The sequence below is a fragment of the Streptomyces bugieae genome (assembly GCF_036352915.1).
GTDB classification, from domain to species: Bacteria; Actinomycetota; Actinomycetes; order Streptomycetales; family Streptomycetaceae; genus Streptomyces; species Streptomyces endophytica.
Genome location: NZ_JAZBJP010000001.1, coordinates 215,043 through 240,029 on the forward strand (window position 1 = coordinate 215,043; position 24,987 = coordinate 240,029).

Consider the following 24,987-nt stretch of genomic DNA (forward strand, 5'->3'; position numbering starts at 1 on the left):
GATGCAGTAATCATCGTTGGACGTGATGCAGGTGGGCGGCTCAGGATGGCCGCATGACACACACCGCCCGCGTCGCCCTGGTCGGCGACCGCTCGCCCCACGTCCGTTCCCACACCCGTATCCCGGGCCTGCTCGACGCGCTGCGCGAGCGAGACGGCCTGCATCTGGACGCGTACTGGATCCCCACGCAGGACGTTGCCGACCACACGACCCTGACCGGGTTCGATGCGATCTGGGTGCTGCCCGGCAGCCCTTACCGCAGCGAGGCCGGCGCGCTCGCGGCCATCCGCACCGCCCGCGAGAACCGCATCCCGCTGCTCGGCACCTGCGCCGGCTTCCAGCACGTCCTGCTCGAGTACGCCCGCAACGTGGCCGGGTTGGCAACGGCCGGTCATGCGGAGAACGCACCCGACACGTCGGCGGCCGACGCCGTGGTGGTGCCGCTTGCCTGCTCCCTGGTCGGCCACGAGGGCACGATCGAACTGACCTCGGGCTCCCGTGCCGAACTGCTCATCGGCGCCGAGCGATCCCTTGAGCGCTACCACTGCAACTTCGGTGCCAGCCCCCGCCACGTGGAGCTGCTGCGCACCGCCGGCCTGCAATTCACCGGCACCGACACCGACGGCGAGGTGCGGATCGCCGAGCTGCCGGAGCACCCGTTCTTCCTCGCCACCCTCTTCCAGCCGGAACTCGCCGGCGACGGCACCCGCCCGCACCCCCTCATCCGCGGCCTCGCGGCAGCGGCCGTCACCAGGGTGAAGGCGACGACATGACTGTCCTGAGACGCCTATTGCGCGTCTACCTGCGCCTGTGCACGGTCCCCGACGCCCACGGCACCAGCCCGCTGACCTCCACCCGCGACACCGGGTTCCCCAGACTGCTGACCGGCAGGCCCCAGGCACCCCTCAACCACGGCGCTCAATCCCCTCCCGCTGAGCAACCTGAGCCCACGTGTCTGTCCGTGGAGAACAGAGGGCGGGCGGTTCACACCGTCGCGGTGAATTGATAGGCGCCGCGTAGCGTGGTGCGCAGTTTGCGCTGGGTTGCGCGGCTGTCGAGGCGGACGTCGAGGGCGCCGGGAAGTGTGCTGTCGGCCCGCAGACCCGTGGGCAAGCGGGAGGCGTCCAGGCCGTCACGCCTGGCGATGAGGACGCCGAGTTCGTGGCGGCTCACCGCGTCGGCTCCGCCGAGATGGTGGATACCGCTGGTGTCGTGCGAGGCGAGCTCCAGGAGAGCCGCGGCGAGATCGGCGACGTGTACCGGGCAGCGGATGTCGTCGGTGAACAGGGCGCCGTCGCGTGTACCGGCCGCGAGTTCGTGGACGGCACGTTCGTGGAGGGAGTGGACGGACCGGTCGCCGATGATCAGCGAGATGCGGGCCGACCTCGGCCATGACCGCGTCGATGCGCCCAGGGTCCCGCAGGTCGAGGGCGTACCACGCAACCTCGCGAGTAGAGCCGGGGCGGGTCGCGTAGGTCGCGGTCGTCGAGTGCCTCGCCGCAATCGCCTGCCGAACCAGCTCAGAGCCCAGGAACCCGCTACCACCAAGGATCAAAACCCTCACGATGCCGAACGGTACCCCGTCCCTGGCCGCCTCCCACCCCCTCGATCCGGATTGGGGGCATGCCACATTGTCGGGCCGTGAGGTCATTGTCCGCCACGTACAAGGGTTGCGGCCCGGGCGGCCCGACCTGGGCCTTCCGGTGTCCCGCTGGCCAACGTGTCCCGCTGGCCAACTCGTCGTCGAGTGGCGTCCCGTTGGAGCATTCCGTCCACCGAGGACCGCGCGGCCGAGGGGAGGCGACGGCCACTCCCGGGCGAGGCGTAACGCTGCTGGATCTCCTCGCCGGCTCCGGTGGCCCTCTGCCCCCTGAGCCTACGGTCCGGCAAAATCGGAGGGTGGTCGAGGGCGACGAGTCGGTGCTGTCAACGGTCGGGAATCAGCGGAGTGTCCGGTCCCGGTCCGCCAACCGCAACGAACACTGGCTGGCGAAGTGGTCGCCGGACACCGAAGAGGGAACGTCCCGCACACGGGGTGCCCGATGAAAGCAGGGGTGCTCGTCGCCGCGGGGTCAACCGTCATGCTGTTGTCGTCGCTGGGCATCGTTTACGGATTCGACGGCCACGCCTGGATGACGTATCCCTGCACGGCACTCGTGGGTGTGGGATTCCGTGTCCGTCAACGAGGACGGCAACTGGCCAGTGCCGGGAACGTCACGGAACTGGCCGACTCCGCCGACCTGGTCGTCCCGCAGGAGCCGTTCATCCTCTACTTGCGCGGGTTCGAGGTGGACCCTCGAACCCGCGACACGGTGCCGCACGGCCCGTTGACCGTTCTGGGAATGCCGAAGCTCAGTGAGGAAGAGCTGCTGGTCCGGGCCCTGTCCGAGGTCGCACCCGTCATCGCCATCGGGGATCCCACGGACCGGCTTCCCCAGCTCGGAGCGCAGCGCGTCTACTACCGCCGGCGCGGCAGCGGTTGGAAGAGGATCGCCGGCGAACTCATCCACACCGCATCGCTCGTGGTCATCACCACCGGCGACTCCGGCGGACTGGACTGGGAGTACGCACACGTCCAGGCGGACCTGCCCCTGGAGCGGCTGCTGATCGTCGTCTGCGGGGACGGTCACCACTACGAGAGCTTCCGGCTCCGGGCACGGATGCGCGGCCAATTCCCCCGCAGCGAGCTGCCGGAATGGCCCACGGTGCTGTCGCTGTACGACCGCAGGACGATCCGGGCGGCGGTCCGCTTCGATACGGCCGGAACACCGAGCCTCGAACCCCTCGTCTTCCAGAAGGGCTGGTCACACAGGTCCGCTCTGGAGACGTCCCTGCGCAGGCGAATCATCGACCGTTGGCGCTCAGAACTCGCAGAGGGCCTGACCCGGCCGTCCGGCAGCACCTGGCCGTGCCATTTCGATGACGTGGCCGATGACTCCCCGTCGCCCCTCTCGGTCCAGCCGACGGACCCGCGCAGCGATGCCGTCACTCGCGTGCCCGCCGCCGTCCGTGGATTCGACGGAAAGGTCACGGCCTACGAGGACCGCGTGGAGATCGCCTATTCCGATAAGGAAAAGGGACCTCTGCGAGCGGCGCTGGGAAGCCGCAGCTACCCGTATGCGTCCCTGGCAGGAGTCGAGCTGGACCTCGCCTCGCCCATCGGCCAACAATCACTGCACCTCGTGGTGCGCGAGGGGGCTGACCTTCTCAAACCGTCGGTGGCTCCCGCTACCGAGTGGGAGAACCTGAACACCCTGCTCATCAAGCCCGGTACGCAAGGGCAGGCTGAGGCTGTAGCCGAGCAGATCAGCGAGCACATCAAGGCGGCGATCACCCACCCCCAGACACAAACCCACGCAGGTCCCCCCGCATTGGTTCGCTCCGGCACACCGCCCTATGTCGCCGAAGGCACCCATGGTTGGGCGTCCTTCGACGGGGAGGCGGTAAAGCTCTCCTTCGGTAGCACCGCCCCGCCCGCAAAGCGAAGCAGGACACACACGATTCCCGTCGCCGATATCGCCGAGGTCACGTACCAGTACGGCTTGGTCAAGAGCGCTTTCAGGGTCCTTCGCCGCGGCCGTTCCGGCTCTTCGCTACCGGACCTCAAGGAAGACATCGACGGTATGGCTTGCCTGCCTGCTCGCGAACAGTGGCTCGCGCTGGTGGCAGCCATCAGAACCGCCCTCGCCGAGGCGGATTTCCAGGACCGGTAGCACCAAGGACTCTTGAAACCAGCCCTCCGGCTCCGCTGCCCGATGGTCGGTTCGTCGCTCCCGTTGCGCTCGCTTCACTTGTTCGGTGGACGAGGAGAACGTGATGGGCACGGGCCCACCTCTATCGACCGCACAGTTAAACTCCATCACCTGCACCTACCGCATCGACCGGGTCGTCGAGCGCACTGTGTCCAAGCTGGCATTCCGCGGCCGGCTCCACCGTCGCTACGGACGCACGGCCTGCTCACAACCACCTGAAAGCTGCCGCGATGAGCCAGTACTTTGATCTGGGCGACACAACCCTGTGGAACCCCTCCAACGGACCTTCGCGTATGTTCCAGCGTCACATAGCGGTCTTCGAGGCGGAGCTCCAACTCCCGTCGGGTATCGGACCGATGGAGAACGACGAGTGCAAGATCGACCCAGCAACCTTCGAGACGTTCGTCAACGCCCTATTGGCGCAGCAGCGAAAAACGAGCCATGCCATCCTGCTCGCACTCTCTGAAGGCTTCACCGCCACCGTGCTGGTTCTTGCGGAGCGTGCCGGGATCAGCGTGGACTGGGCGCAGCTCGGGTCCGCCCCGCAGGACGCACTCAAAGATGGGCAGGCTTCCGTCGTTACGGCAATGTCCGCTCCGGCCGAAGGGCGAGCCTGGGGGGCGGGACTGCGCGAGAAGGCACGGGAACTCGGGCAGCACATGCCCCGCTGACCGAAGCGATGGCGCAGGACCAACCGACCCCTGGCCCCACCGGCGCGGTCCACCAATGAATTGGCGATTGCAGGGAGCGCTGTGCCTCCGCACGCCTGACACTGATCACGCGGGCGTCTGCCTCGTTTCGGCGTAGGCGCCTGCGGAGGGAAGCGATCGCTGAAGCCTTCGCCCCCCTCTGACATCACGACCCCGGCTGCCGTCATCCTGCGGTCGCAGTCGCCATCGGCCGTACGGCGGAGCCGAGTTCTCCCACAGGGCGATTCAGCACTCGTCCCTGACTGGCATCTTCATCTTCATCTCCATCATGGAACGTTCAGGACCGGCCCAGTCATCGAGGACAGACATGCAGCAGCTCCGGCACGCAGAAGAACCCACTGCCGCCCGCCCCGGACGACTTCGCGCCGCATGGCGGGCCGCCCACGGTCCCGTTGCCGGAGTATCCCGACGGACACAACTCCTCGCCTACGCCGTGCCGTGCACCGTCCTGCCCGCCGGTATCTGGCGGCTGCCGGCCGCCTTCGACCAGGGAATCGCACTCGGCGAGCGGGCATACATCATCTTCCTGTCGGTCCTGTCCGAGGTTCTCGCCTTCACCGCGATCGGCCTGATCGCCCGCTGGGGCGAGGTGTTCCCGAACTGGGTCCCGTTCCTTCGTGGTCGCCAGGTCCCGACGATGGCGGCGGTGATCCCAGCCGCTATCGGTTCCGCGATCCTCACGCTCGTCTTCACCCTCCTGTTCCTCGTCTCCGAGTTCAGGGGCACCACGATCCAAGGCAACGACCTGCCTGTCGGCTCCCCGAGCCTGGCCACCGGCTGGGAAGCCGCCTGGTACTACTTCTGCTACGCCCCGCTGAGCCTGTGGGGACCGTTGCTGGCCGTACTGACCATCGCGTATCGCAAACGCCGCGGCACAACCGGCACCACATCCGGCAACACATCCGGAGCTGCCTGAACTCAGGACCGCTCCGGCCGAGGAACCTGAGCTGAGCCGCAACCGCATCCGCGCGTAGTCGGTTCCTCCGGGGCCGGGCCGCCGCCCGCCGTCCGCACGCCAGCCGTGCTTGACGTAGAACTTCCGGGCCCGGGTGTTGGCCTCCCATGCCTCCAAAACCCCGCCGGCGAAGCCGCCCGCAACAACCGGTCGGTGAACGCTCTGTGCAAGGCGCCGCCTGTTCCGCGTCCCCAAGCGTCCGGATGGACGTGGATCTGGAACAACTGCCGGTAGTCGGGACCGCAACGGCGGTCGCCCCGCTCTCCTCGTCTCAGACGGCGCTCAGCCCGCCGTCCACCACCAGGCTCTGTCCCGTGATGTAGGAGGCTCGGTCGGAGAGCAGGAAGGTGACGGCCTCGGCCACCTCCCAGGCTGTGCCCTGGCGGCCGAGCGGGATGCGTTCGAACGAGGCGGTTCTCGCGGGCCGCCGTGCGGAGGCGCCTCGGCCCATCGGGGTGTCGATCAGGCCGGGGACGACGAGATTGGCACGGATGGCGCGTGGGGCGCCTTCTTTGGCGACATGACGGACGAGACCGAACAGCGCCGCCTTGGAGCTGTCGTACGCGGGGGAGTTGGTGGCCGCACGAAGGCCGGCGACCGAGCCGATCAGGACGATCGCGCCGCCGTCGGCGAGTTCGGGCAGGCCGTGCTTGGCTGCCAGGAAGGGAGCATCCAGGTTGAGCGAGAGCACGCGTTCCCAGTCCTGGGGCGAGGTGTTCGCCAGTCCGGAACCCAGGCCGACGCCGACGTTGACCACGAGGGCGTCCAGACCGCCGAGGCGGCGGCGGGCCTCGGCGATCATCGCGGAGGCCTGTTCCGGATCCGTGGCATCACCCACGATCGTGAGGGCGTCGGCGCCCTCCGCACCGACGAGCCCGGCGGTGGCCCCGGCGGCCTCGGCGGATATGTCGGCGCAGGCGACGGCCGCGCCCTCGCGTGCGGCGAGGACGGCAATGGCCCGGCCATTGCCCACCGGAGCCTCCGGGTCGTCGCTGGGCCGGGTGCCCGCGCCGATGACCAGCACCCTGCGGCCGGCCAAGCGGTGAGCGGCAGTGGTGGGTGCTTGCTGCACGTCGCTCATGCCCTCACTTTCCTTCGGCGGAGCGAGCCGGGTTGGAGGTCCCCGTGGTGCCCTCGGCGGATGCGGGGAACGCCGCCGCGCCGAAACCGGGATCGAGTTCGGTACCGGCCGAGTTCAAGAGGAACGCCACCATGTGGTACTGGCCCACGAGCATGGTGATTTCCACCAGGTCGGCATCGTCGTGGTGGGCGGAGAGAGCCTCCCAGGTGGCGTCCGAGAGCCGGGCGTCGCGGTGGAGTTCATCGGCGGCGCGCAGCAGGTGGCTTTCGAGCTCCGCCCATCCGTCGGCGTCCGGCCCGTAGAGAACGCGTTCGATCTCGGCATCGGTGACGCCGGCCTCTTTCGCCAGCGGGACGTGCCGCCCCCATTCGTACGAGGCCCGGGTGTTCAACGCGGTACGCAGGATCAGCAGTTCACGAACCCGGCCCGACAGGCGGCCGCTGCGCAGCAGGTAGCCGCCGAAGGGCATGAACCGCTCGTAGAGATCGGGATGGCGTACCAGGGTGGTGAAGACGTTGGGGACCCGGCCTCCGGCATCCCGGGCGACCAGGGAGAGCAGCTGGCGGGTCCGGGAGTCCCACTCATCCTCGGCCAGCGGGGCGAGACGGGGTCCGGCTCCGGCGGCACCACCGCGCAACGAGTCGTCCTTCGTGGTCATGGCAACCTCCATACTGTTCGTTTCGGAAGAACTGGGAAATCGTCCGTATGTCACTGGCTTGCGCGCCACGTCGTCCGTGGCGCGTCCCAGGCGGCGCCTTCGGTGCCTTCGGTGCCTTCGGTGCCTTCGGTGCCTTCGGTGCCGAGCAACGACCGCTCGCGGCGGATCTCGTGCACCTCGTCCGTCACTGCCCTGTGGCGGCCATCGGACCAGCGCGACCCGCGCGCCGCCGCGGGCCAGCAGCACTGCCGCGGCACGGCCGTTCCCGATGCCGTCGCCCCGTGAGTCGGCTCCCGTCACGACGGCGACCTGATCTTCCACGCCCGTTGCCTCGTCCACGGCATCTCCTTTGCCTGCGGCACCGCGTTGGCCTGCCGACCGGATGTCCCGCTGGTCAGTCACTGTGCGGGTCCCGCGGGCTCACTGTCGATGGCACTTCGGCAAAGGTTGACGGCAGGCATATTGTTCGCCCCTACAACCGAGGTGCGAAGTCAGAGGTGAGGTGCATGGCCGGACAGCAGGTCGCCGCAGCGGCCCTGGAGGCGGTGATCGATGCCATGCGCGCCCAGGCGGACGAGGTCGGCGATCGGCTGCACACGAGCCTGGCCGACCGCATCCCGTCCTACCGCGCCGTACCTCGCGAGCTGATCGAGGAGGTGTGGGACCGGCACTTCAGGCGCGCGCTCGCGGTGCTGCGCGACGGCTGGGTGCCCGCGCCCGAGGACATCGACGAGGCGGATGTCGCCCGCGACCGGGCGGCTCGCGGGGTGCCGCTCGACGACGGCCTGCGCGCCTTCAGAGGGGCGTTGGGGGCGATACGCGATCTGTTCCTGTCGGAAGCGGCCCGCCACGGACTCGACCCCCTCCTGGTTGTCGAGCGCACCACGGCGCTGTGGGAACTCGCCGACACCGAAAGCCTGCAGATCGCCTCGGTGCATCGCCAGGCAGAAGTCACCGCGGCCCTGTTCGATGCCCGTCGCCGCGCGGACTTTCTGCGCGGCCTGCTCTACGGCACGCTCAGCACGGTGGAGATCCACAGCGGTGCCGCGATCTACGGACTGGACCCGTCGCAGCGCTACCAGGCCGTCAGGGCCCTGCCGAGCGGCGGCCTCGGCCTTGACCGGCTGGAACAGGCATTGGAAGCGCTGTGCCGTCCGCACGGCCGCACCGCGATGCTCGCCGTACTGGACGAGACGGTCGCGGGAGTCGTGGCGGCAAGGCCCGTCATCGGCGAACTGGAGGTGACCGCGGGGCTCGGCCCGCCGACGGAACTGGGTGAGGTCCACCGGTCGTTCCGCACCGCCGGCCGCTTGCTCGATGCGGCCGGTGCCTACGGCCTGCGCGGCGTGTACGACCTGGGCGATCTGTCCTGGCGAGCGGCGGTCGTCGCCGAGCCGGAACTCTCCCGAATGCTCCTTGCCCGCTATCTGCGACCGCTTGAGGCGGAAGGGGAGTTCGGCACGCTCATCGAGGAGTCGGTGCGGCTGTATCTGGCGACGGGGCGGCATTTCGGCGAGGTCGCGCGGATCCTGCACGTCCACGTCAACACGGTCCGCTACCGCCTCCGGCGCTTCGAGGAACTGACCGGCGTCCATCTCGACTCGCCGGACACGACAGTGGAGATCAGCTGGGCGCTGGCGGCACGCGAGCTGCGGCCGGGGCCGTGGTCACCGAACCCGTCGTTGGACTGACGCACAACGAGTGCGCCCTCGACGTGGGCACGGCGGCCATCGGCGACCCATCCGCGGGACGGCAGGCACCGAAAGCTCGCCACGGGCGGCGGCCCCGGCAAGGGAGTAAGGGAGCTGGAGGCCGCCCGCTCGCGTGGATCGCCGCGGGCGGCACCGTCAGCGGTCAGCCGTCAGTCGACGGTTCACCGCTTACAGATGTAGTAGCCGCCGTGCCAGAACTTCACCCAGTGGCCGGGCTTCCAGTACTTGTTCCAGTGCCCGTTGTGCCACCGGTACTCCCAGTGCCCCTTCTGCCAGTGCTTGATCCAGTAGCCCTTGTGCCAGACACACTGGGCGTGCTGGTTCGCCACGGTCGTGGTGGCCGCGGCCGGAGCGGCCGTTGCGGTGCCGGCCGTTCCCATGGCAGCGCCGCCGGCCAGCACGGCGCCGGCGGCAGCGGCCGCCAACGAGCGCTTGATGTGCTGTGCGCGCATGGTGCGCACCTCCTTGCTCGCCTTCCCGCCCGCTGACGAGCGGGACAGGCTGGATACAGGCGATTCAACAAAAAACTACCGCAGAAGGCTCCGGTGCGCCGGTCGACACAAAAGCGCTGGTCAGCGGCCCGGCGGACGACGCCCTGGCGCGTCCGGGTGGGGATCCGGGCCGGCACTCCCAGCTTTCTGCTGGGCACCCCGTGTCCCGGTCAGTCGGCTCGTCGAGCGCAGTCGTAGAGGGTGAAGCTTCCGTCCGAGGTGCGGCCGTAGGTGCGTGGGGAGAGGGGGGTGCAGTTCCTCTTCACCCAGGCCGTCGCCGGTGTGGACGAGCGGCGCGTGGTCAGCAGGGCGTAACGCAGTTGACGGGTCGAGACCAGGTCACTGAGCTGTCGTGCGGCCGGATAGGGGGTCAGGCCGGTGAAGCCGCCCATGACCAGTATGGGGTGCGAGGTGGCGCGCAGCAGGGGCTCGGCACCGTAGGCGGCTTGGGTGGCGAGCAGGTACTTCTCCCCGGAACGGTGCGCGGAAAGGTACTGCAACAATGCGGCGTCCCGCCGGGACGGCGTGCTCAAGGGATATCGCCGGAAGGTGGGGCGATGGTGGGGCCGGTCGCGGTAGTCGGGTCCCACCGGTCCGGCCAGCGGCGACAGCGGTGAGCCGGCGTACTGCGGGTCCAGGCAGGAGGCGGCCCAGACAGCCGGGGCGAGCAGTACGGACGCCAGGGAGGCTGCCAGGGCACTGTGCACCGCCCGTCGCGTGGTGCGTGGTCCGCGGGCGCACAGGCCGACGGTCCCGCACAGTCCCAGCATCAGCACCATCGGCAGCAGCCAGGGCGCAAAGTCGCTGTGCGGGCCTTCCATCGCCACGGCCCACAGTGCCGTGAGCCCGATGGCGAGGGGCAGCGCCGCTCGACGGCGGCCACCGGCGCGGTACTCGGCCCAGAAGAGGGCGACTCCGCCGCCGGTCAGCGCGGCGAGGGCCGGGGCCAGTACGGCGGTGTAGTAGCCGTGGTTGCCGTTGGAGTTGCTGAACACCACGATGTGCATCGCCAGCCAGCCGCCCCAGAGCAGGAACCCGGTCCGTGGCCCGTCGGTGCGCGGCTGTCCGGTGCGCCACCACACGCCCAGCGCCAGGGCCAGCACGGCGAGCGGCAGGAGCCAGGCGATCTGCGGGCCCACGGTCTCGTTGACCAGCATGGTCCAACCGGTGTTGTCGGTGGTGCGACTGGCTGCGGTGCCGGCGACGGCGCCCAGGGCGTTCGGGTCGTGGCCGAAGCGACTCAGCCCGTTGTAGCCGAAGACCAGGGTGAAGGGGTTGTTGTTGGTGGTGCCGTCGATGTAGGGACGGTTCGGTGCGGGGGTCGCCCACACCAGCAGCAGCCAGGAACAGGAGACGAGGAGTGCGGTGGCCCCGGCGAGCAGCAGCCGCCGGGCCCGGTTCCACCGGGAGCCGGGCGCCGCCATCTGGTACACCGCGGCGAACACCGGCAGGACGAGCCATGCCTGGAGCATCTTGGCCTGGAACGCCAGTCCCACCCACACCCCGCAGACGAGCAGCGGCAGCAGCTTCCCGGTGGCGACGGCCTTCTGCAGCGCTCCCGCGGCGAGGAGCAGCAGCAGGACCAGCAGGGTGTCGGGGATGGTGTGCCGGTCGAGTACGACGGTGACCGGGGTGAGCGTGAGTACCAGCGCGGCGAGCAGCGCTGCCCATGGACCGGCCCAGGCACGGACGATCCTGTGCAGCGTCCAGACGGCCAGTACGCCCTCCAGTACCTGCGGCATCACCACGGCCCAGTTGTGCGGTCCGAAGAGCTTGACGGACAGGGCCTGCGGCCACAGCGCACCGGGGATCTTGTCCACGGTGATCGAGCCGCTCGGGTCGAGCCCGCCGAAGAAGAAGGCGTGCCAGTTCGCCGCCATCGACCGCGCGGCCGCGCTGTAGTACGGGTGTACCCCGGCATGGTCGATGCCCCAGGCGTAGAGCACCGCGGCGGTGGCCAGGATGAGCAGGAGGGCGGACAACTCCCAGCTCGCCAAGGCACGTTGGCGGACTCCGGTGGTGCGCCGGCGACGGCGGGCGGGGTCCCGGGCGAGGGTGGTGGTGGCCATGGCAGGTTCTCTCACGGGAGGTGGGGCTGGGGTGCGGTGATCGTTCGTCGGTTTCGCGGACCCATGAGGGCCTCCTCTACGTGTGAGGGGCGCGGCGGACGCGGGCGGCACGGCGCGGCTCAGCCGGTGGGCAGCGCTCCCAGCAGCAACCCGGCGACGAGCACCACATAGGTGCCGAGGGTCACCGCCGTGGTGGAGATAACGGTGGCGGCCAACGGTTGGCGGACCAACTGGTACGAGATGAGGCCGGGCACGATGAAGCCCAGTGTCTGGGCGGTGTAAAGGAGCGGGAACTCGTGCTGGAGCGCGAGCAGCACCGTGGTCTGGAGCAGCACGGCGGACAGCACCACGGCGGCGAACAGCCGCTTCCCGTAAAGGATCACATGGCGCTGCAGCAGCTTGGTCGCGAGATAGGTGAGCGCGGTGACCCCGATCACCATCGCGGCCCGGACCACATCGGTGACGAGGGTCAGCGCCAGCCAGCCGGGGGTGATCATGCCGCCGGGAGAGAGGTTGGTGGTCAGATAGCAGACCAGTGAGAAGACCAGTCCGAGGGCTATCCCCAGCGCGATGGTCTGCGGGGTGACGTTGACGGGGATCACAGGGGGTTCCTTGTCGACCGGTACCGGGCGTCGGCGTGGACGGAGGCGGGACTGGGGAGATGCGGGCGGGGCCTGGGGCGGTTCAGCGACGCCACCCAGCTGTACGGCTGCGGCTCGGGCGGCGGCGCGACCGGAAGCGGCTCGTCGGCGTCGTCAGCCGGCAGCTTGGCGAGGTGTTCCAGGAACAGCTCGCCCTGGCCGTGGATGTTGCCGACCGCCACCAGCGAGGAATCCGGGCCCAGTTCGGCGAGGATGGCGCGGGTCAGCTCCGGTGCGTCGCGCCGGTCGCCGCCCAGGTCCACCACCCGCCCCGACGACCAGCCCGGTGGGATGCCGTCGCGGGCGCTCTTGGTCGGATGCCCGATGAGCAGGACCGCCTCCGGGTCCAGGGCGGGGATGATCGCTCCCATCTGACCGTTGCGTTCGATCCGGTCCGGTCGGCAGTTGATGACCACGTTCAGCGGGCGGCGGATGGCACCGAGGTCCTCCAGCTGGCGGACGTTCATCAACGTCGACTCGGGATCGTTGGCGGCGAAGACGTTGGCGAAGCGCAGCCGTTTGCCGTCCGGTGTGCGATAGCGCTCGACGGAGAGCACGCCGGGGTCCGGCGGCGCGTCCCACATACCGCGCAGGGCGGTGGCCCGGTCCACACCGAGCAGTTCGGCCACTGCCAGCGCGATGGCGACGTTCTCCTTGAACGTGAACCAACTGAACCCACGCAGCTCCTCATCCGTGACCGACTCCGGATCCACCGAGATCAGGCGGCAGCTCCGTTTGTCCGCCTCCTCCTTGAGGATGTGCAGCCGCTCGCGCTCGGCGGTGACACAGACCCCTCCGACCGGCATCGACCGGGACAGCGAACGGGCCACGTCGTCCAACGTCGGCCCCATTTCGGCGAGATGGTCCTCGCGCACGTTGCACAGCACGCCGATGGTGGAACGGATCAGCTTCTCCTGATTGATCTCCTGAAGTGCCGGCATCACCGCCATGCACTCGATCACCAGAGCGTCCGGACGGTATGCCGCCGCGCGCCGGGCGATGCCGATCTGCTCGACGACGTTGGCGATGCCCAACTTGCGGTACACCGGCTCCTCGGTGGCATCCGGGTGGATGAACCGGGCCGCGGTGCCGGTGGTCTTGGCCACGGTGACCAGACCACCGCCGCGCAGCGCCCCCGCGCACAGTCGCGTGATCGAGCTCTTGCCGCGAATGCCGTTGACCAGCACCCGAGTGGGGATCTGCGCCAGCGCGGCGTAGTGGCGCCGCTGCTCCAGCACGCCGGCGACCAGCAGCGCGGCACAGCTCAACAGCAGCACAACGTAGAGGAAAAGCACGTCAGTCGGTCCTTCACTGCTGCGGCGGGCCGCCGCGCGGGAACGAGGGGGCAGGAACAGGGGCCACATACGCGCTTCCGCCGCCGCGGTCCCGGTCCACCAGTGCCTGCCGGAGCAGTTCCAGGCTGCGCGTGACCGAGCCGCACTCGTCGTGGTGAACCGGGTACAGCACGGTGCGACGGTCACCGCCGGCCAGCCGCTCGGCGCATCTGGTGACGGCGCGCAGCGGCCTGACCACCACGATGTGCAGCCAGCCCAGACATGCCACCCCCACAGACAGGGCGAGCAGACCGGCCAGCATGGTCCGTGCTTGCAGCTGATAGGCCGCCAGTTTGAGCGCTGCGGCGGGCTCGGCGGAAACCACCCGCCAGCCGAGTGCGGCGACCGGTCCCTTCTGTGCCAGTGGCGCTGCGGCCGCGATCGACGGGCCCTCGCCCGGGGCCGTCCCGGCGTGCAGTACGGCCGATGCCGGGCCGCCCGCGCTGCCGGGGGCCGCCTCGGTCCTGGCCACCAGACGGGTGAGGCCCCGGTGGGGAAGAGCCTGGAAGGCTTGGAAGCCGATGCTCGCCGCGAGCACCCTCTGGCGCTCGTCGGTCAGCCACACACTGCCCAGCCCCTGTCGCGCGACCTGGGAGTTCAGCGCGTTCACGCCGATCTCGGCGACGACGACCGCCGGGACGGCGTCCTCGGTGCTCTTGGCCTTGCGGGCCGCCGGGATGTGGGCGTAGGCGGCGATCGCGGGGATCGTGCCCGAGGTGTTGGCCTGGATGATTCCGTCGCCGGCCGGCGTATGGTCGAGGGTGCGCAGTGGCTGCTTGCCCACTCGGAGCACGACGGCTCCGGTGCGGTCCAGCACGTACAGCGACCGGAACGTGGGGTGGTCGGCGCGTTCGCGTCGCAGCACCTCCGCCGCCCGCTCGCGTGGCGCACCGGAGATCGCTGACGCCGCCGCCGCGAGGTCGGTGCAGCTCCGGCCAAGGGATCGCTGCACCCGGTCAGCGGCGGCCTCGGTGCGGGCCTGCTGGTCGGCGACGGCGGCTGCCGGTACTGCCTTGCCTGCCGGTACGCGGTTGAGCAGGAACAGCAGCGGCGTCCCCCATGCGGCGATCACGAGTGCGCAGACAAGGACCAGAGCCCGGACACCGGGACGGCGCCGCACCGGCGGCAGGGGTTCCGGTCCGGTCTCGCCGAGCAGTTGGCGGCGTATCGATTCCAATGCCCGGCCGACCCTGCCGGGCTCGCCGAACGCGACGACCGGCACCGGACGCCCCAACTCCGCACTCCCCGCGGGCATCTCGCCGACCGCCCTGGCCAGCCGGGCAGCGGACAGATGCAGCCGCAGCAGGGCACGCTGCACGCCCCTCCACAGCACCAGGGTGACCAGCACGGCGATCACCACCAGGGCACCCGCGGTCACGAGGGCGAACCAGGTATGGTCGGCTGCCTCCTTCGCCGGGGGCACATCCCTGGCCGTGAGGACAGTCAGTCCCAGGCCCGATGTGTCGCCCTTGCCGTCCGCCGCGGCGACCGATGCCCACCCCGTGACCCTGCGCTGCCCGTCGCGACCGTCGCCGAGCACGCTGCCGGAGACGTCGCCGGTGTGGAGACCTGCGTTCGCGGCGTTCACCGCAGCGGCCGGCAGCGCACGGTGGTCGGTACGGAGCGCCAGCGCCGGGCCGGTGGTGGCGGCGGTGGCAAGCACCTTGCCGTTCCGGTCCACCAGTTGGCCGGTGCGCCCCGCTCCGTACACCGAGGGAGCAGCGACCTTTTCCGAGACGACGAGGAGGAGTTGGCGTTCGTTCCGATTGCCGCTCAGGTCGCCTGTCTGATCCTGGTTCTCGTCCTGCTTGGCGCCCGGTGCGGGGACGGCCACCCGGGCGAAGAGCAACAGCCGCGGTTCGCCACTGCCCGAAAGGACCAGCCGCGGCGCGATGTTGGCGTTATCGGGCCGCACCAGCGCCGCCGCATCCACCCCGGTCAGCGGCACGGTTTCGCCGCTGGCCGCCAGCGGTCGGCCCGTGCGCGGGTCGAGCAGCACACCGCCTCCGGCAGGGTGCCTGGTCGGGAGAAGGGACCGCAGCAGCGCCGCCGGGGTGCTGCCGGCGGCGGCGTCCGACGCCGCCGCGCGGCGCACTGCCGTGGCCCTGGCGTCGATGGAGGTCCCGACCGAGTCGGCGGCGTCCTCGGCGATCTGGCGTTCGTTGTCGCGTAGCGCCTGTGGGACATCCTGTTCGTGAACGGTACCGAGACCGAGTGCGGTGAACCCGGCGACTGCCAGCAGGGCGCAGAGCAGTGCGGCGATCGGTGGGCGGACGCCTCCGAGCAGAGGCATGTCGGCGCGGCGTCGGGTGCGGTGCGGGCGGGGCGCGCGGGCAACAGCGTGCAGAGCAGCGTCCTCTCGGCGTGTGGGGATGGCCGTGCGGCGACTCGCCCAGAATGAATACGGGGGCACAAGATAATCACAAGTCTTTTCGTGCTGGGCCCTGTATACCGGCTCACAGGAACTGCACTCAACTCGCTCTCGGGAAAGGTAGCTTATGCCTCTCCGGTCTCGTCTCCGGTGTGGCGCAATTCCCAACGACCCTGTCAGGCAGGGGTAATTGCCTGTACCTTTCCGTCCGCATTCGCCAAGTCACACACGGTGGCGTACCCGTCCGAAGACCGCCCCCGAAAGCGCACCCTCTCGGAGAATCCACTAACCCGCAGGGACCGCCGGCGAGCCCCAGCGGTCACGAACTGCCGCGTAACAAAAACGCTCAGTGAAAACGATGAGCAACGCTGCCGAAATCCCGGATCCGCTGGCCGCCACTCCATGTTGGCGTGAATCAGTCGCTCCAGAAGAGGCCCTCTGACCGGGGATGACACCCCGACAGTCACTGCGCCGAGGCGACGGAGCGGCCGGTTACGCCGCCCCTCCGTCAGCTCGGGCCTTTGCTGCTGCGACGGTTGGCCGTGGGCCCCGAGCTGCCGCGCACTGCCCGCTTCCACCTGTCGCACCAGGAAATCCCTCCCGCCCGTGTCCCGTATCGCCACTCGACGCCGCTCACCTCAGGGCAGACTCCACGAACACCGAGAGGTCGTTGCCTGGGCAGACGATTCCGGGGAAATGGCCGGTCGCAGGGGACCGGCAACGGACGGGGTTGAAGTCGCCACCGTGCATTTCCGGACGCGTCGGCAGCGCCCAGCTCACCAACCGTCGTGGGGATAACTCCCTACCCATTCCGATGGGTTGGCAGAGCCATGGCAAACTGCCCTCTACGCTGATCGCCAGCCGATCGCTGGCCACGAGGCGATCACCACCATGGAGGGGCTGCCCATGAAACACGCACGAAGGCGCCAGAGTCGGTTGCGCGCCCGGGTCGCCGGCACCACAGGGTTGCTGACCCTCGCTCTGGGCGCCGGGGTCGCCCCGGCCACCGCCGCGGAGAAGACCACCAGTGCGCCCCTGACCACGGCAGCGTCCTTGGACACTGCGCCGTCCTCGGACACGGCAGCGGCCTTGGACCCGGCGCCGGCTCCGGGTCAGCTGACTCTCCCCGCGCCGACCGGACGTCATCGCGTCGGGACGGTCGACCTCCACCTGCGCGACACGTCGCGCGTGGACCCGTGGGTGCCCGGCAATCAGCCGCGCGAGCTGATGGTCTCGGTGTGGTACCCGGCCACGGACACCGACCGCTACCCCGCCGCGCCCTGGCTGCAACCAGCCGCCGCCGCACACTACTTGGCCCGCGCGCAGGTGCCGCCGGGCTCGGTGACCCTGCCCACCACTGCCGGACACCTCGGCGCACCGGTTGACCGCGGGGCCGGCAAACTGCCTGTGCTGCTGTACTCGACCGGGCTCCACTCACCCCGCGCGATGGGCACCGCCCTCGCCCAGGACCTGGCCAGTCGCGGCTACATGGTGGTCACCATCGACCACACCCACGATGCCAGCGAGGTGGAGTTCCCCGACGGGCGGGTGGAGGTGAACACCATGCCGCCGGGTTCCCACTCGTCCGACACGATCGCCGTCCGGGCGGCGGACACCCACTTCGTCATCAATCAACTGGCGTCGCTCGCCCGCGGCCACAATCCGGACGTGGACCACCAGCCGCTCCCCCACGGACTCTCCAAGGCCGTCAACATGAACCGCATCGGGATGTTCGGCGCTTCCCTCGGCGGAGGAGCGGTGCCCGCGGCCATGCATGCGGACTCCAGGATCGACGCCGGCGCGAACCTGGACGGGCAATTCTTCGGGCCGTCCACCAACCAGCCGCTCAAGCGCCCCTTCCTGCTGTTCAGTTCCCAGAACCACAACCGCAACACCGACCGGAGCTGGGCGAAGTTCTGGGACCACCTGCACGGAGAGCGCCTCGACCTGAAACTGCTCGGCTCCGCGCACAACTCCTTCGTCGACAACCAGGTCCTCCTCCCCCAGGCAGCGGGCGCGTTCCGGCTGACCCCTGAGCAACTGGTGCAGATACTCGGCACGATCGATCCCAACCGCTCCATCGCAGTCCAGCGCACCTACCTCGCGGCCTTCTTCGACAAGCATCTGCGCCACCGGCAGAGCCCCCTGCTCGACGGTCCCTCGCGCCGGTTCCCGGAGATCCACTTCGTGCGCTGAACGCCGTTCCGATGCCGTCGCGGCAGGTCCGGCACGCCACACCTGATACGCCGTCACTGTCCAGTACGGGCGTCCATAGTCAGTGCTTGGCGGGCTTGCGCGGCGGCATCCAGTGGTGAACCGTGTAGTCCCCCTTCGCCAGGGTCTCGAAGGGGGCCGAGCCCAGGCACTTGCCGACACTGTTCATCGGCAGGCCGTCCATGGCCCAGCTGTAGCCCAGTCGGTCCTTCTTGCCGTCGTCCAGCACGGTGAAGCCGAACCGCTTGCCCTTGAGGTCGCCGATCGTGGGCATGCCCGGTGCGCCCCGGAAATGCGACTCGGACACGATGCCGGTGGCGACGGCGACCGGGCCACCGGTCACCAGGCAGTCGATACGGCCCTTGAAGTAGCCGCCCCACTGCTTGCCGATGTGGTGGCTCACGTAGAAGGTGCCGCGTGCCTTGTCGGCGAATCCATGGGCGTCGATGGTGAAGTGGACGTTGTCGCCCGGCTGACGCTTGAGCTTGGCCGAGCCCTTGAGCAGCGGTTCGTCGACGGTGTGGCGGGCGGCATGGGCCCCGGTTGCCGCGGGGGCTGCGGCGGCGGATTCGGCCGCGGTGGCCGCGCCCGTGGTGCCCAGCGTCAGTGCGGTCGCCGCGCCGACGGTGAGGGCCGTGGCGGCGACGAGGAAGGGGCGGCGAATGCGGGCGCGAGTGGGGAGCATGGCTTCCTCCAACGGAAGTGGCGTGGGCGGACCGTCATCGAGTCCGTCACCCGGGAGGTTCCCGGCTGCTCACCACGGTGCCGTCCGCACCCGTATCGCCACATCGCACCACAGGCCGGTACGCCTCCGCCGCACGGCGGAAGGAGGAGCGGTCCCCCAGGCCGATGCGGGGGCCCTGAAGGGCCTGGCCGGCCCCAGAACCGCTGCCCACGACGCACACGGGACCTTCCGTGGGAATCAGTGGGAACACGCGCATGGACCGGGCCGCCTGCGGCCCGGTCCATGGGTCCCTCCAGCTGACAGCAGTCAGTGCCTGTGTCAGTACTGGATGGTGTGGTTGTAGAGGATGTTCCGGGCCGTCGAGCCGCTGTCCAGGCCGTAATCGGGCCGGTCGTCGACGAAGTACTCACGGAAGCTGGACTGCCAGGTCCGGGACATCATGCTGTTGCTCTTCGTCCAGCCGCCGTCGACCTTGGACCACAGGTCGACCAACGCGGTGGCAACGCGGGCCTCGCAGGCGTCGCCCGGATCGATGCCGTTCGTGGCGCGGTCATTGGCGAGGTTCATGGAGCTGCCGTTGCCCCAGTAGTACGTGGTGTCGTTGAAGGTGTGGAACGCCACCGCGTTGGCGAAGCCCTCGGTCCAGCCGCAGCTGGTGGAGGAGGTGCGATTGACGTAATGGGGCGAGCAGTTGCTCACGTTCGGCCACCAGCCCTTGTAGAGCTTGCCCATGAGGGCGTGGCCCGCCTCGTGGACGGTGGTGTGCTCGGAGTCGGGGTCACTGTCCGCGAGGTGGATCTTGTCGTCGCTGGTGGTCCAGTACGTACCGTCGGTGGAGCCGGGGTACCACTGGACGGTGATGGGGGTGCAGCGGCCGTCCTGCTGGCTGCTCGCCCAGCAGTTGGTCGTGGAACCGCGGTTCCACCACAGCTTGTTGAGGGTGTCGAGCGCGTGCCAGGCACGGCTCTGTCCTTCGTTGGCGTACACGTTGCCCAGGCTGGTGTTGCCCGAGATGTTGTTCAGCGAGTACGTGGCGGTGGAGTAGAGGCGGCCGCTGCCGTCGACCACCGACCACATGCGGCCGGCCTGGGTCTGGAATTCCACCCAGGCCTGGGAGATGACGGAGCCGCTCGGGGCGTAGCAGAGGTTGAACCTGCCGTCGCCGTTGCCGGTCATCCCCGTGGCGAGCTTCTGCGTACCGCTGTTGGCGGTCGGCTTGCCCCACAGGGTGATGTTGACGTTGCTGACCGGCTCGTCCCGGTTGGCCTTGCCGTTCCAACTGCCGCCCTCGGCGGACTGGAATCGGTTGCGGAAGGTGCCGCCGACGCAGACCTGGGCGTTGGACGCGGTCGCGGCGGCGGAGCGCCGGGAGGCCGGGGCCGAGGCAGCCGAGGCACGGGAAGAGACAGGAGCCGGGCCGGCCTTGGGGGTGACCGGGCGCGCCTTGCGGGTGCCGGAGCCGGGGCGGTGGACCGGGGCCGCGTCGGCCTTGGTGACCGAGACGCCCTTGTCGGAGGAGCCCTTGGACGTGCCGACGGTGAGTTCCAACGAGTCGTGCCCGGCGCGGCGCGGGTCGGGACGGTCGATGTCGCTGATGTCCGCCTGGATCTGGGCGGGCCCGGCGGCGACGGCCTTGACCTTGAGCTTGACGGTGCGGGTGCCGGGGGTGAGGGCGAGCGTCCGACTGGTGCGCTGGCCGAAGGCGTCCGTTGTGGGTGCGGTGAGTCCGGAGTCGTTGCCAGTCACCCGGATCGCGGGCGGCAGTTGGATCGACAGCCCGGCGTGCTTGACGTCGGCCTGCGCCCGGACGTTCACGGTGAGGGTGGCCTGCTCGCCGACAGCAGGCAGGTGGTCGAGAGAAGCGGTGACGCCGAGGCAGCTGAGCGGCGCCTCGGAGCCCTTCGCCGCGGGACGGATCGTGCAGGTACTGCCGGCCGGGGTGGTCGTACCCGCGAACGCGGACGGCACGACGACGACCGCCAGACAGGCTCCAACGCCTGCCAGCGCGGTCAGGGCGGCGGGTCTGGTGACCCGTATTCGGGACATGGGCATGCCTTTCAGCGGCGCGCACGGACCCGGTCGGTCATGACCGGGTCCGGTGCACGCGGGCAGAGCTTGAGGGGGGTAGGGCACTGCACCCCAGGCACGGCGACGTTCAACCATCGGATCAACCGTTGGCCAGAGCACCACCCTGGGTGACAGTGGCCGAACCATATACCGAGGGCCTGCGCATGTCATCGCTCAAGGAGGAAAATGTGGATCAGGTGCGAATTACCCGCGAACGAAGGGCAGATGGGGCACGCTCCGTGCATGTGGATCACACTGAGGGCTCCGGCCCCCGACCGCAGACGTCGCCACCTCGCCCACCACGTGCGCACGGCGGTGCGTACGCATCGGCTCAGCTCTTGGAGAGAGCTTCCCGGCGGATCCAGTGGAGCAAGGTGGGGTTGTCGACGGTGGTGATGACGCTGACAGTGGTGCGCACATGGCGGTCGTCATCCAGCAGAGCCAGCATGCCGGCGGCCAGGTCCACCCGGGCGGTGAACCTGCCGTCGGCGTGGCCCTCGACAACGGTGTAGTCGGTGACCGACGGCAGGTGGAACAGACCGCTCGGCCGCACGATCGTCCAGTCCAGACCGCTGGCTCGCACCAGCACTTCCATCCGCCGCATATCGTCGTAGAGCGTCTTGCCCAACACCCTTGTCACGTAGGGCAGAAGCACGTGATGGAACAGCAGCCCACCCTCGGAGTACGGGTGCGGAGCGACCCCGCTGGAGCTGACCACGGCGAGCCGGCGCACCTAATGCCGGGTCATCGCCGCGACGATGTCGGCCACTCCGCGCGAGTAGGTGCTGATGGGCTCCTTCCCGGCGGGGACCCCGAGGGTTGAGAGCACCGCCTCCCGACCCGCCACGGCGGCGTCGACGGCCACTGGATCGAGCACATCGCCACCGACGACGTCGAGCCGGTCGTGGTGCAGGGGAAACGAGTCCGGCTGCCGGGTGACCGCGGTGACCCGATGTCCGGCGGCGAGTGCCTGGCCGGTGAGGAGGCGGCCGGTGGGGCCGTTGGCTCCGAAGACGGTGATACGCACGACGACTGTTCTCCCTGGTTGCTACGCGGTGTGGTCAGCGGTCCGGGCAGCCGTACGGAGCGGGCCGAGAGCCTGCGCCCACGCCAGCAGCTCGTCGACCAGCCGGTGCACCTCCGCCGTGTGCAGTTCCCGAGGCCGGAAGTCGGCGAAGTTCACGAAGTCCTCGCGCAGCGACAGCGCCACCTGGGGCCCGATGTCTGCCATCCGCAGCACGCCCGCCTGTGCGCGCAGCTTCTGCACCGCCATGACCGCGCCGAAGACGCCGTAACCGACGTAGGCGACCGGCTTGCCGCCCCACTCCGCGTAGAGGTAGTCGATGGCGTTGGTCAGGGCGGCGGGCGGGGCGGTGTTGTACTCGGGAGTGACGAAGATGTAGGCGTCGTACGAGCCGATCCGCTCGGCCCACCGCCGGGTGTGCGGCTGGCGGCCCGGCGCCTGGGCCGCTGGAATGGCTTCGTCGAGCAGCGGCAGCGCGTGGTCGGACAGGTCCACGAGCTCGAAGTCACCGACGCAACCTGCATGTTCGGCGGCCAGGTCCCGTACCCATTGGGCCACCCGGTCGCCATTGCGGCCGGGGCGGGTGCTGCCGATGATGATGCCGATCCTGGTCATTTTGGGCCGGTCCTTTTGTTCAGGTGGTTGTGTATGTATGTGTGTCGTCCCGGCGTGCCTGCCGCGTTTCACGCAGGACCGCCCAGGCATCCGCTACGGGGCCCACATGCCCGAGCTTGTCGGGGTTGCTCATCGTGCGGATCGTCTGGATCTGCCCGTCGAGGATGTCGAGGGTCCAGGTGTGGATGACCTTGCCGTCCCGGTCGCGGAAGATCGCGCCGGGCTGGCCGTTCATCTGGTGCGGTTCCACGATCCCGCCGATACGGACGAACGACGCGACGAGGGCGGCGAGCACCCGGGACACATGGTCGGCGCCGAAGAAGCCGCCGGCCCACTGCGGGGCCTTGCCGCCGCTGTCCGCGACCATCTGCACGTCGGCGGCGAGCAGTTCCCGCACCCCGTCGATGTCCCCTTCGGTGAAGGCGTCGAAGAACCGCAGCGCGAGTTCCTCGTGCTCTCGCCGGTCGGCCTCGAACCGGGGCCGGCCGGCGTCCATGTGGCGGCGGGCCCGTACCACCAGCTGACGGCACGCGGCCGGTGAGCGGCCCACCGCCGAGGCGATGTCCGGGAAGCCGAACTCGAACACCTCCCGCAGCACGAACACCGCGCGCTCCAGCGGGGTGAGCCGCTCCAGCAGGAGCAGCGCCGCCATCGACACGGAGTCGGCCAACTCCGCCGACCGCTCCGGATCCTGGTAGGGATCGCTCAGCAGCGGCTCGGGGAACCACGGCCCGACGTGCTCTTCGCGCCGGACGCGGGCCGAGTGCAACACGTTGATCGAGATGCGGGTGACCACGGCGGACAGGAACGCCTTGGCCGAGACCGGCGGTGTCGAGGACGCCTCGTAGCGCAGCCAGGTCTCCTGGACGGCGTCCTCCGCCTCGGTCACGCTGCCCAGGATCCGGTAGGCGATCGAGAACAGCAGCGGCCGCAACTCCTCGAATTCCTCGGCCTTTTCCATCATTCCGGTCACGCCAGCTCCTCCTTGAAGCCCTGCCGCCACGACGGATGACGAAGCTGCCAGCCGAGCTCCCGCTTGGCCTTGGCGTTGGAGAAACCACGTCCCTCGGTCATCATCACCACCGCCTGGTCACCAGCCAGCAGCCGGGCCAGCCACACCGGGATGCGCATCGGCCGCTTCGCGCCCGCGCACGCCGCCAGGTGGGGCAACCAGTCGCTCGCCGGCGCCGGTTCGTCGTCGACGATGTTGAACACGCCCGTCGCCTTCTGCTCCACAGCCAGGACGGTGGCGCTCGCCGCATCGTCGAGATGCACCCACGAGCTGTAGCCGGTACCCCGCCCCACCAGCGGATACTGCCGCTTGCGCACCAGCTCGACCTGGTCGTCGATGGCCCCCGGCCCGTAGAACGCGCCGTAGCGCATCACCGCACCGCCGGCCTTGAGGACCACGTCCTCGACCCGACTCAACGCCTTCAACCCCACGTGCGCCGCCGTCCCCTCCAGCAGGTCCAGCGGGTCCTGTTCACTCTTCACCCACCCGCCCTCGCGGATGCCGTTCCACGAGGCGTACCCCTGCGCGACGACATGGGGCACACCGGTCGCCTCGGCCGCCGCCAGCAGGTGGTCCGTCCCCTCGGTGCGCAGCCGGTTGGTGCGGGCGAACCAACGGTCCGGATGCTTGATATCGGGCTTGCCGGCGTGCGCAGTGGAGATCGCGGTCATCTGGTGCACGATCACCTCCGGCCGCGCCGTGGCGACCGCCTCACCCACCGACGCCGCATCCAACCCGTCCATCACCACACCGTCCGCGCCCATCTGCGCCAGCTGTCCCAGCTTGGCCGCACTCGTGGTCGTGGCCGTCACCTGGTGGCCACGGTCCAGGAGCTGCGACACCAGCCTCCGCCCCAGGACCCCCGTCCCGCCTGCCACGAACACCCGCATGCCCATCACCTTCCTGACGTGAGCGTCTGTCTTCACCACACAAGACAAGACAGCCGGGCCGTTTGTGACATGGGGGGCAGGACGATGGGAAATGTGGTCGCGTAGGAGCGACGTCTACGGGAGTTCGCGCCCAACGAGGCCCGGTTATGCGCCGGCGTGGAGGTATGCCGCCCACAGGGAAGGGGTGGCCGGGTAGCGGTCGCGCACGGTCCGTAGGGTGCGGTGCAAGGCGGTGGCGGCCAGTGCGGGATCGAGCCTGCCTGGCGTACCGGTGGTCAGATGGGTGTAGAAGGAGTCGGCGATCTCGGCGGCCAAGCGGTCGTCGATCGGCCACAGAGTCCCGATGACGTGGGGGAATCCGGCCAGTTGGAAGTCGCTGGTGAGATGGATGGCCTCGTCGATCAGGTCGGAGCTGCCGGGGTGCGCGGTACTGCAGACGGATAGTTAGGCCATCTGGGCGTGGTCGAGGCTGACCCGGCCGAGGGCGGAGACGGTCAACGGGGCGGTGGCGTGGTCGTCCAGGATCAGCCGGCTCTGCGAGGGGTCGGTGCTGTCGCTGGTGCCGTGGCAGGCGAAGTGCGCGATGGCAGACCGTGCGAGGTGTGGGCGAGCCGCCCTCTCCCCCTGCGCCACGCCGTGGACCCGGACGCCGGGAGACGGCTCACCCAGGCTCATCGATGAGCCCCCACAAGAGCCCAAAAAAATT

Annotated in this window: 20 protein-coding genes and 3 pseudogenes; 6 read left to right on the forward strand and 17 right to left on the reverse strand. The window is 69.5% G+C overall.

The genetic code is table 11. From position 1 onward, the window contains the following. Nucleotides 1-53 precede the first annotated feature (53 nt). A complete protein-coding gene (locus V2J85_RS01095) occupies nucleotides 54-773 on the forward strand; it encodes a CTP synthase C-terminal region-related (seleno)protein (protein WP_330820331.1) in 720 nt (239 codons plus the stop codon). Nucleotides 774-984: 211 nt separating this feature from the next. Here the strand turns inward: V2J85_RS01095 and V2J85_RS01100 are convergent. Beyond that, nucleotides 985-1,564: pseudogene (locus V2J85_RS01100) on the reverse strand (NAD-dependent epimerase/dehydratase family protein). A 478-nt stretch (nucleotides 1,565-2,042) separates the two neighbouring features. On the opposite strand from V2J85_RS01100, the gene V2J85_RS01105 reads away from it, so the two are divergent. The 3 genes from V2J85_RS01105 (at nucleotide 2,043) to V2J85_RS01115 (ending at nucleotide 5,378) form a co-directional block, all read left to right on the forward strand. Further along, nucleotides 2,043-3,713 (forward strand): DUF4429 domain-containing protein, encoded by a 1,671-nt coding sequence (locus V2J85_RS01105; protein WP_330820332.1) that lies wholly within the window; start codon nucleotides 2,043-2,045, stop codon nucleotides 3,711-3,713. Nucleotides 3,714-3,982: 269 nt separating this feature from the next. Continuing rightward, a complete protein-coding gene (locus V2J85_RS01110) occupies nucleotides 3,983-4,423 on the forward strand; it encodes a DUF6086 family protein (protein ID WP_261953582.1) in 441 nt (146 codons plus the stop codon). A gap of 346 nt (nucleotides 4,424-4,769) precedes the next feature. Beyond that, complete coding sequence (locus V2J85_RS01115) at nucleotides 4,770-5,378, forward strand: hypothetical protein (RefSeq protein ID WP_330820333.1); 609 nt, start codon at nucleotides 4,770-4,772, stop codon at nucleotides 5,376-5,378. A 310-nt stretch (nucleotides 5,379-5,688) separates the two neighbouring features. Here V2J85_RS01115 and V2J85_RS01120 read toward each other — a convergent pair whose 3' ends face one another. From V2J85_RS01120 to V2J85_RS01130, 3 genes are read right to left on the reverse strand one after another with little or no spacing between them, the layout of a single operon-like run. Beyond that, entirely contained in the window at nucleotides 5,689-6,498 is an 810-nt protein-coding gene (locus V2J85_RS01120; RefSeq protein ID WP_261953580.1) for an SDR family NAD(P)-dependent oxidoreductase, read from the reverse strand. Nucleotides 6,499-6,502: 4 nt separating this feature from the next. Next, nucleotides 6,503-7,156 carry a carboxymuconolactone decarboxylase family protein gene (locus tag V2J85_RS01125; protein WP_261953579.1) on the reverse strand — a complete coding sequence of 218 codons (654 nt, stop codon included), beginning with the start codon at nucleotides 7,154-7,156 and terminating at the stop codon, nucleotides 6,503-6,505. 50 nt (nucleotides 7,157-7,206) lie between these two features. Continuing rightward, the gene (locus V2J85_RS01130; RefSeq protein ID WP_261953578.1) at nucleotides 7,207-7,344 is read right to left on the reverse strand and encodes a hypothetical protein; all 138 of its coding nucleotides are present in this window, start codon (nucleotides 7,342-7,344) and stop codon (nucleotides 7,207-7,209) included. Nucleotides 7,345-7,662: 318 nt separating this feature from the next. Here V2J85_RS01130 and V2J85_RS01135 point away from each other — a divergent pair, with 318 nt between their 5' ends. After that, nucleotides 7,663-8,847: a PucR family transcriptional regulator gene (locus tag V2J85_RS01135; RefSeq protein WP_330820334.1), complete on the forward strand. Its 1,185-nt coding sequence runs from the start codon at nucleotides 7,663-7,665 to the stop codon at nucleotides 8,845-8,847. A 182-nt stretch (nucleotides 8,848-9,029) separates the two neighbouring features. Here V2J85_RS01135 and V2J85_RS01140 read toward each other — a convergent pair whose 3' ends face one another. The 5 genes from V2J85_RS01140 to V2J85_RS01160 all read right to left on the reverse strand — a co-directional run bounded on the left by V2J85_RS01140 (nucleotide 9,030) and on the right by V2J85_RS01160 (nucleotide 15,696). Next, complete coding sequence (locus tag V2J85_RS01140) at nucleotides 9,030-9,320, reverse strand: hypothetical protein (protein ID WP_261953576.1); 291 nt, start codon at nucleotides 9,318-9,320, stop codon at nucleotides 9,030-9,032. 209 nt (nucleotides 9,321-9,529) lie between these two features. Then, nucleotides 9,530-11,428 carry an ArnT family glycosyltransferase gene (locus tag V2J85_RS01145; protein WP_330820335.1) on the reverse strand — a complete coding sequence of 633 codons (1,899 nt, stop codon included), beginning with the start codon at nucleotides 11,426-11,428 and terminating at the stop codon, nucleotides 9,530-9,532. A gap of 119 nt (nucleotides 11,429-11,547) precedes the next feature. After that, complete coding sequence (locus V2J85_RS01150; RefSeq protein WP_261953574.1) at nucleotides 11,548-12,030, reverse strand: poly-gamma-glutamate biosynthesis protein PgsC/CapC; 483 nt, start codon at nucleotides 12,028-12,030, stop codon at nucleotides 11,548-11,550. Next, the gene (gene pgsB, locus V2J85_RS01155; RefSeq protein WP_330820336.1) at nucleotides 12,027-13,364 is read right to left on the reverse strand and encodes a poly-gamma-glutamate synthase PgsB; all 1,338 of its coding nucleotides are present in this window, start codon (nucleotides 13,362-13,364) and stop codon (nucleotides 12,027-12,029) included. Before pgsB ends, V2J85_RS01150 begins: the two co-directional genes overlap by 4 nt. Before the next feature lie 13 nt (nucleotides 13,365-13,377). Then, the gene (locus tag V2J85_RS01160; protein ID WP_330820337.1) at nucleotides 13,378-15,696 is read right to left on the reverse strand and encodes a methyl-accepting chemotaxis protein; all 2,319 of its coding nucleotides are present in this window, start codon (nucleotides 15,694-15,696) and stop codon (nucleotides 13,378-13,380) included. A gap of 984 nt (nucleotides 15,697-16,680) precedes the next feature. Between V2J85_RS01160 and V2J85_RS01165 the strand changes: the two genes are divergently transcribed. Continuing rightward, nucleotides 16,681-17,970, forward strand: coding sequence for an alpha/beta hydrolase family protein (locus V2J85_RS01165; RefSeq protein WP_330820339.1), 1,290 nt, complete (start codon nucleotides 16,681-16,683; stop codon nucleotides 17,968-17,970). Nucleotides 17,971-18,049: 79 nt separating this feature from the next. Here the strand turns inward: V2J85_RS01165 and V2J85_RS01170 are convergent, their stop codons facing one another. From V2J85_RS01170 to V2J85_RS01205, 8 genes and pseudogenes are all read right to left on the reverse strand, one after another. Then, a complete protein-coding gene (locus tag V2J85_RS01170; protein ID WP_261953570.1) occupies nucleotides 18,050-18,673 on the reverse strand; it encodes a hypothetical protein in 624 nt (207 codons plus the stop codon). Nucleotides 18,674-18,991: 318 nt separating this feature from the next. Then, on the reverse strand, nucleotides 18,992-20,719 hold the full coding sequence (locus V2J85_RS01175; protein ID WP_330820340.1) for a mycolysin: 1,728 nt from the start codon (nucleotides 20,717-20,719) through the stop codon (nucleotides 18,992-18,994). Between the two features lie 352 nt (nucleotides 20,720-21,071). Beyond that, a pseudogene (locus tag V2J85_RS01180) lies at nucleotides 21,072-21,767 on the reverse strand (NAD(P)-dependent oxidoreductase). 21 nt (nucleotides 21,768-21,788) lie between these two features. Beyond that, a complete protein-coding gene (locus V2J85_RS01185; RefSeq protein ID WP_330820341.1) occupies nucleotides 21,789-22,379 on the reverse strand; it encodes an NADPH-dependent FMN reductase in 591 nt (196 codons plus the stop codon). A 19-nt stretch (nucleotides 22,380-22,398) separates the two neighbouring features. Next, the gene (locus tag V2J85_RS01190) at nucleotides 22,399-23,340 is read right to left on the reverse strand and encodes an RNA polymerase sigma-70 factor (protein ID WP_330820738.1); all 942 of its coding nucleotides are present in this window, start codon (nucleotides 23,338-23,340) and stop codon (nucleotides 22,399-22,401) included. A gap of 8 nt (nucleotides 23,341-23,348) precedes the next feature. Further along, complete coding sequence (locus V2J85_RS01195; RefSeq protein ID WP_330820739.1) at nucleotides 23,349-24,287, reverse strand: NAD-dependent epimerase/dehydratase family protein; 939 nt, start codon at nucleotides 24,285-24,287, stop codon at nucleotides 23,349-23,351. Between the two features lie 138 nt (nucleotides 24,288-24,425). Next, nucleotides 24,426-24,713 (reverse strand): annotated as a pseudogene (locus V2J85_RS01200) (CHAT domain-containing protein); the annotation flags it as partial. 12 nt (nucleotides 24,714-24,725) lie between these two features. After that, nucleotides 24,726-24,956: a hypothetical protein gene (locus V2J85_RS01205; RefSeq protein ID WP_330820342.1), complete on the reverse strand. Its 231-nt coding sequence runs from the start codon at nucleotides 24,954-24,956 to the stop codon at nucleotides 24,726-24,728. Between the last annotated feature and the right edge of the window lie 31 nt (nucleotides 24,957-24,987).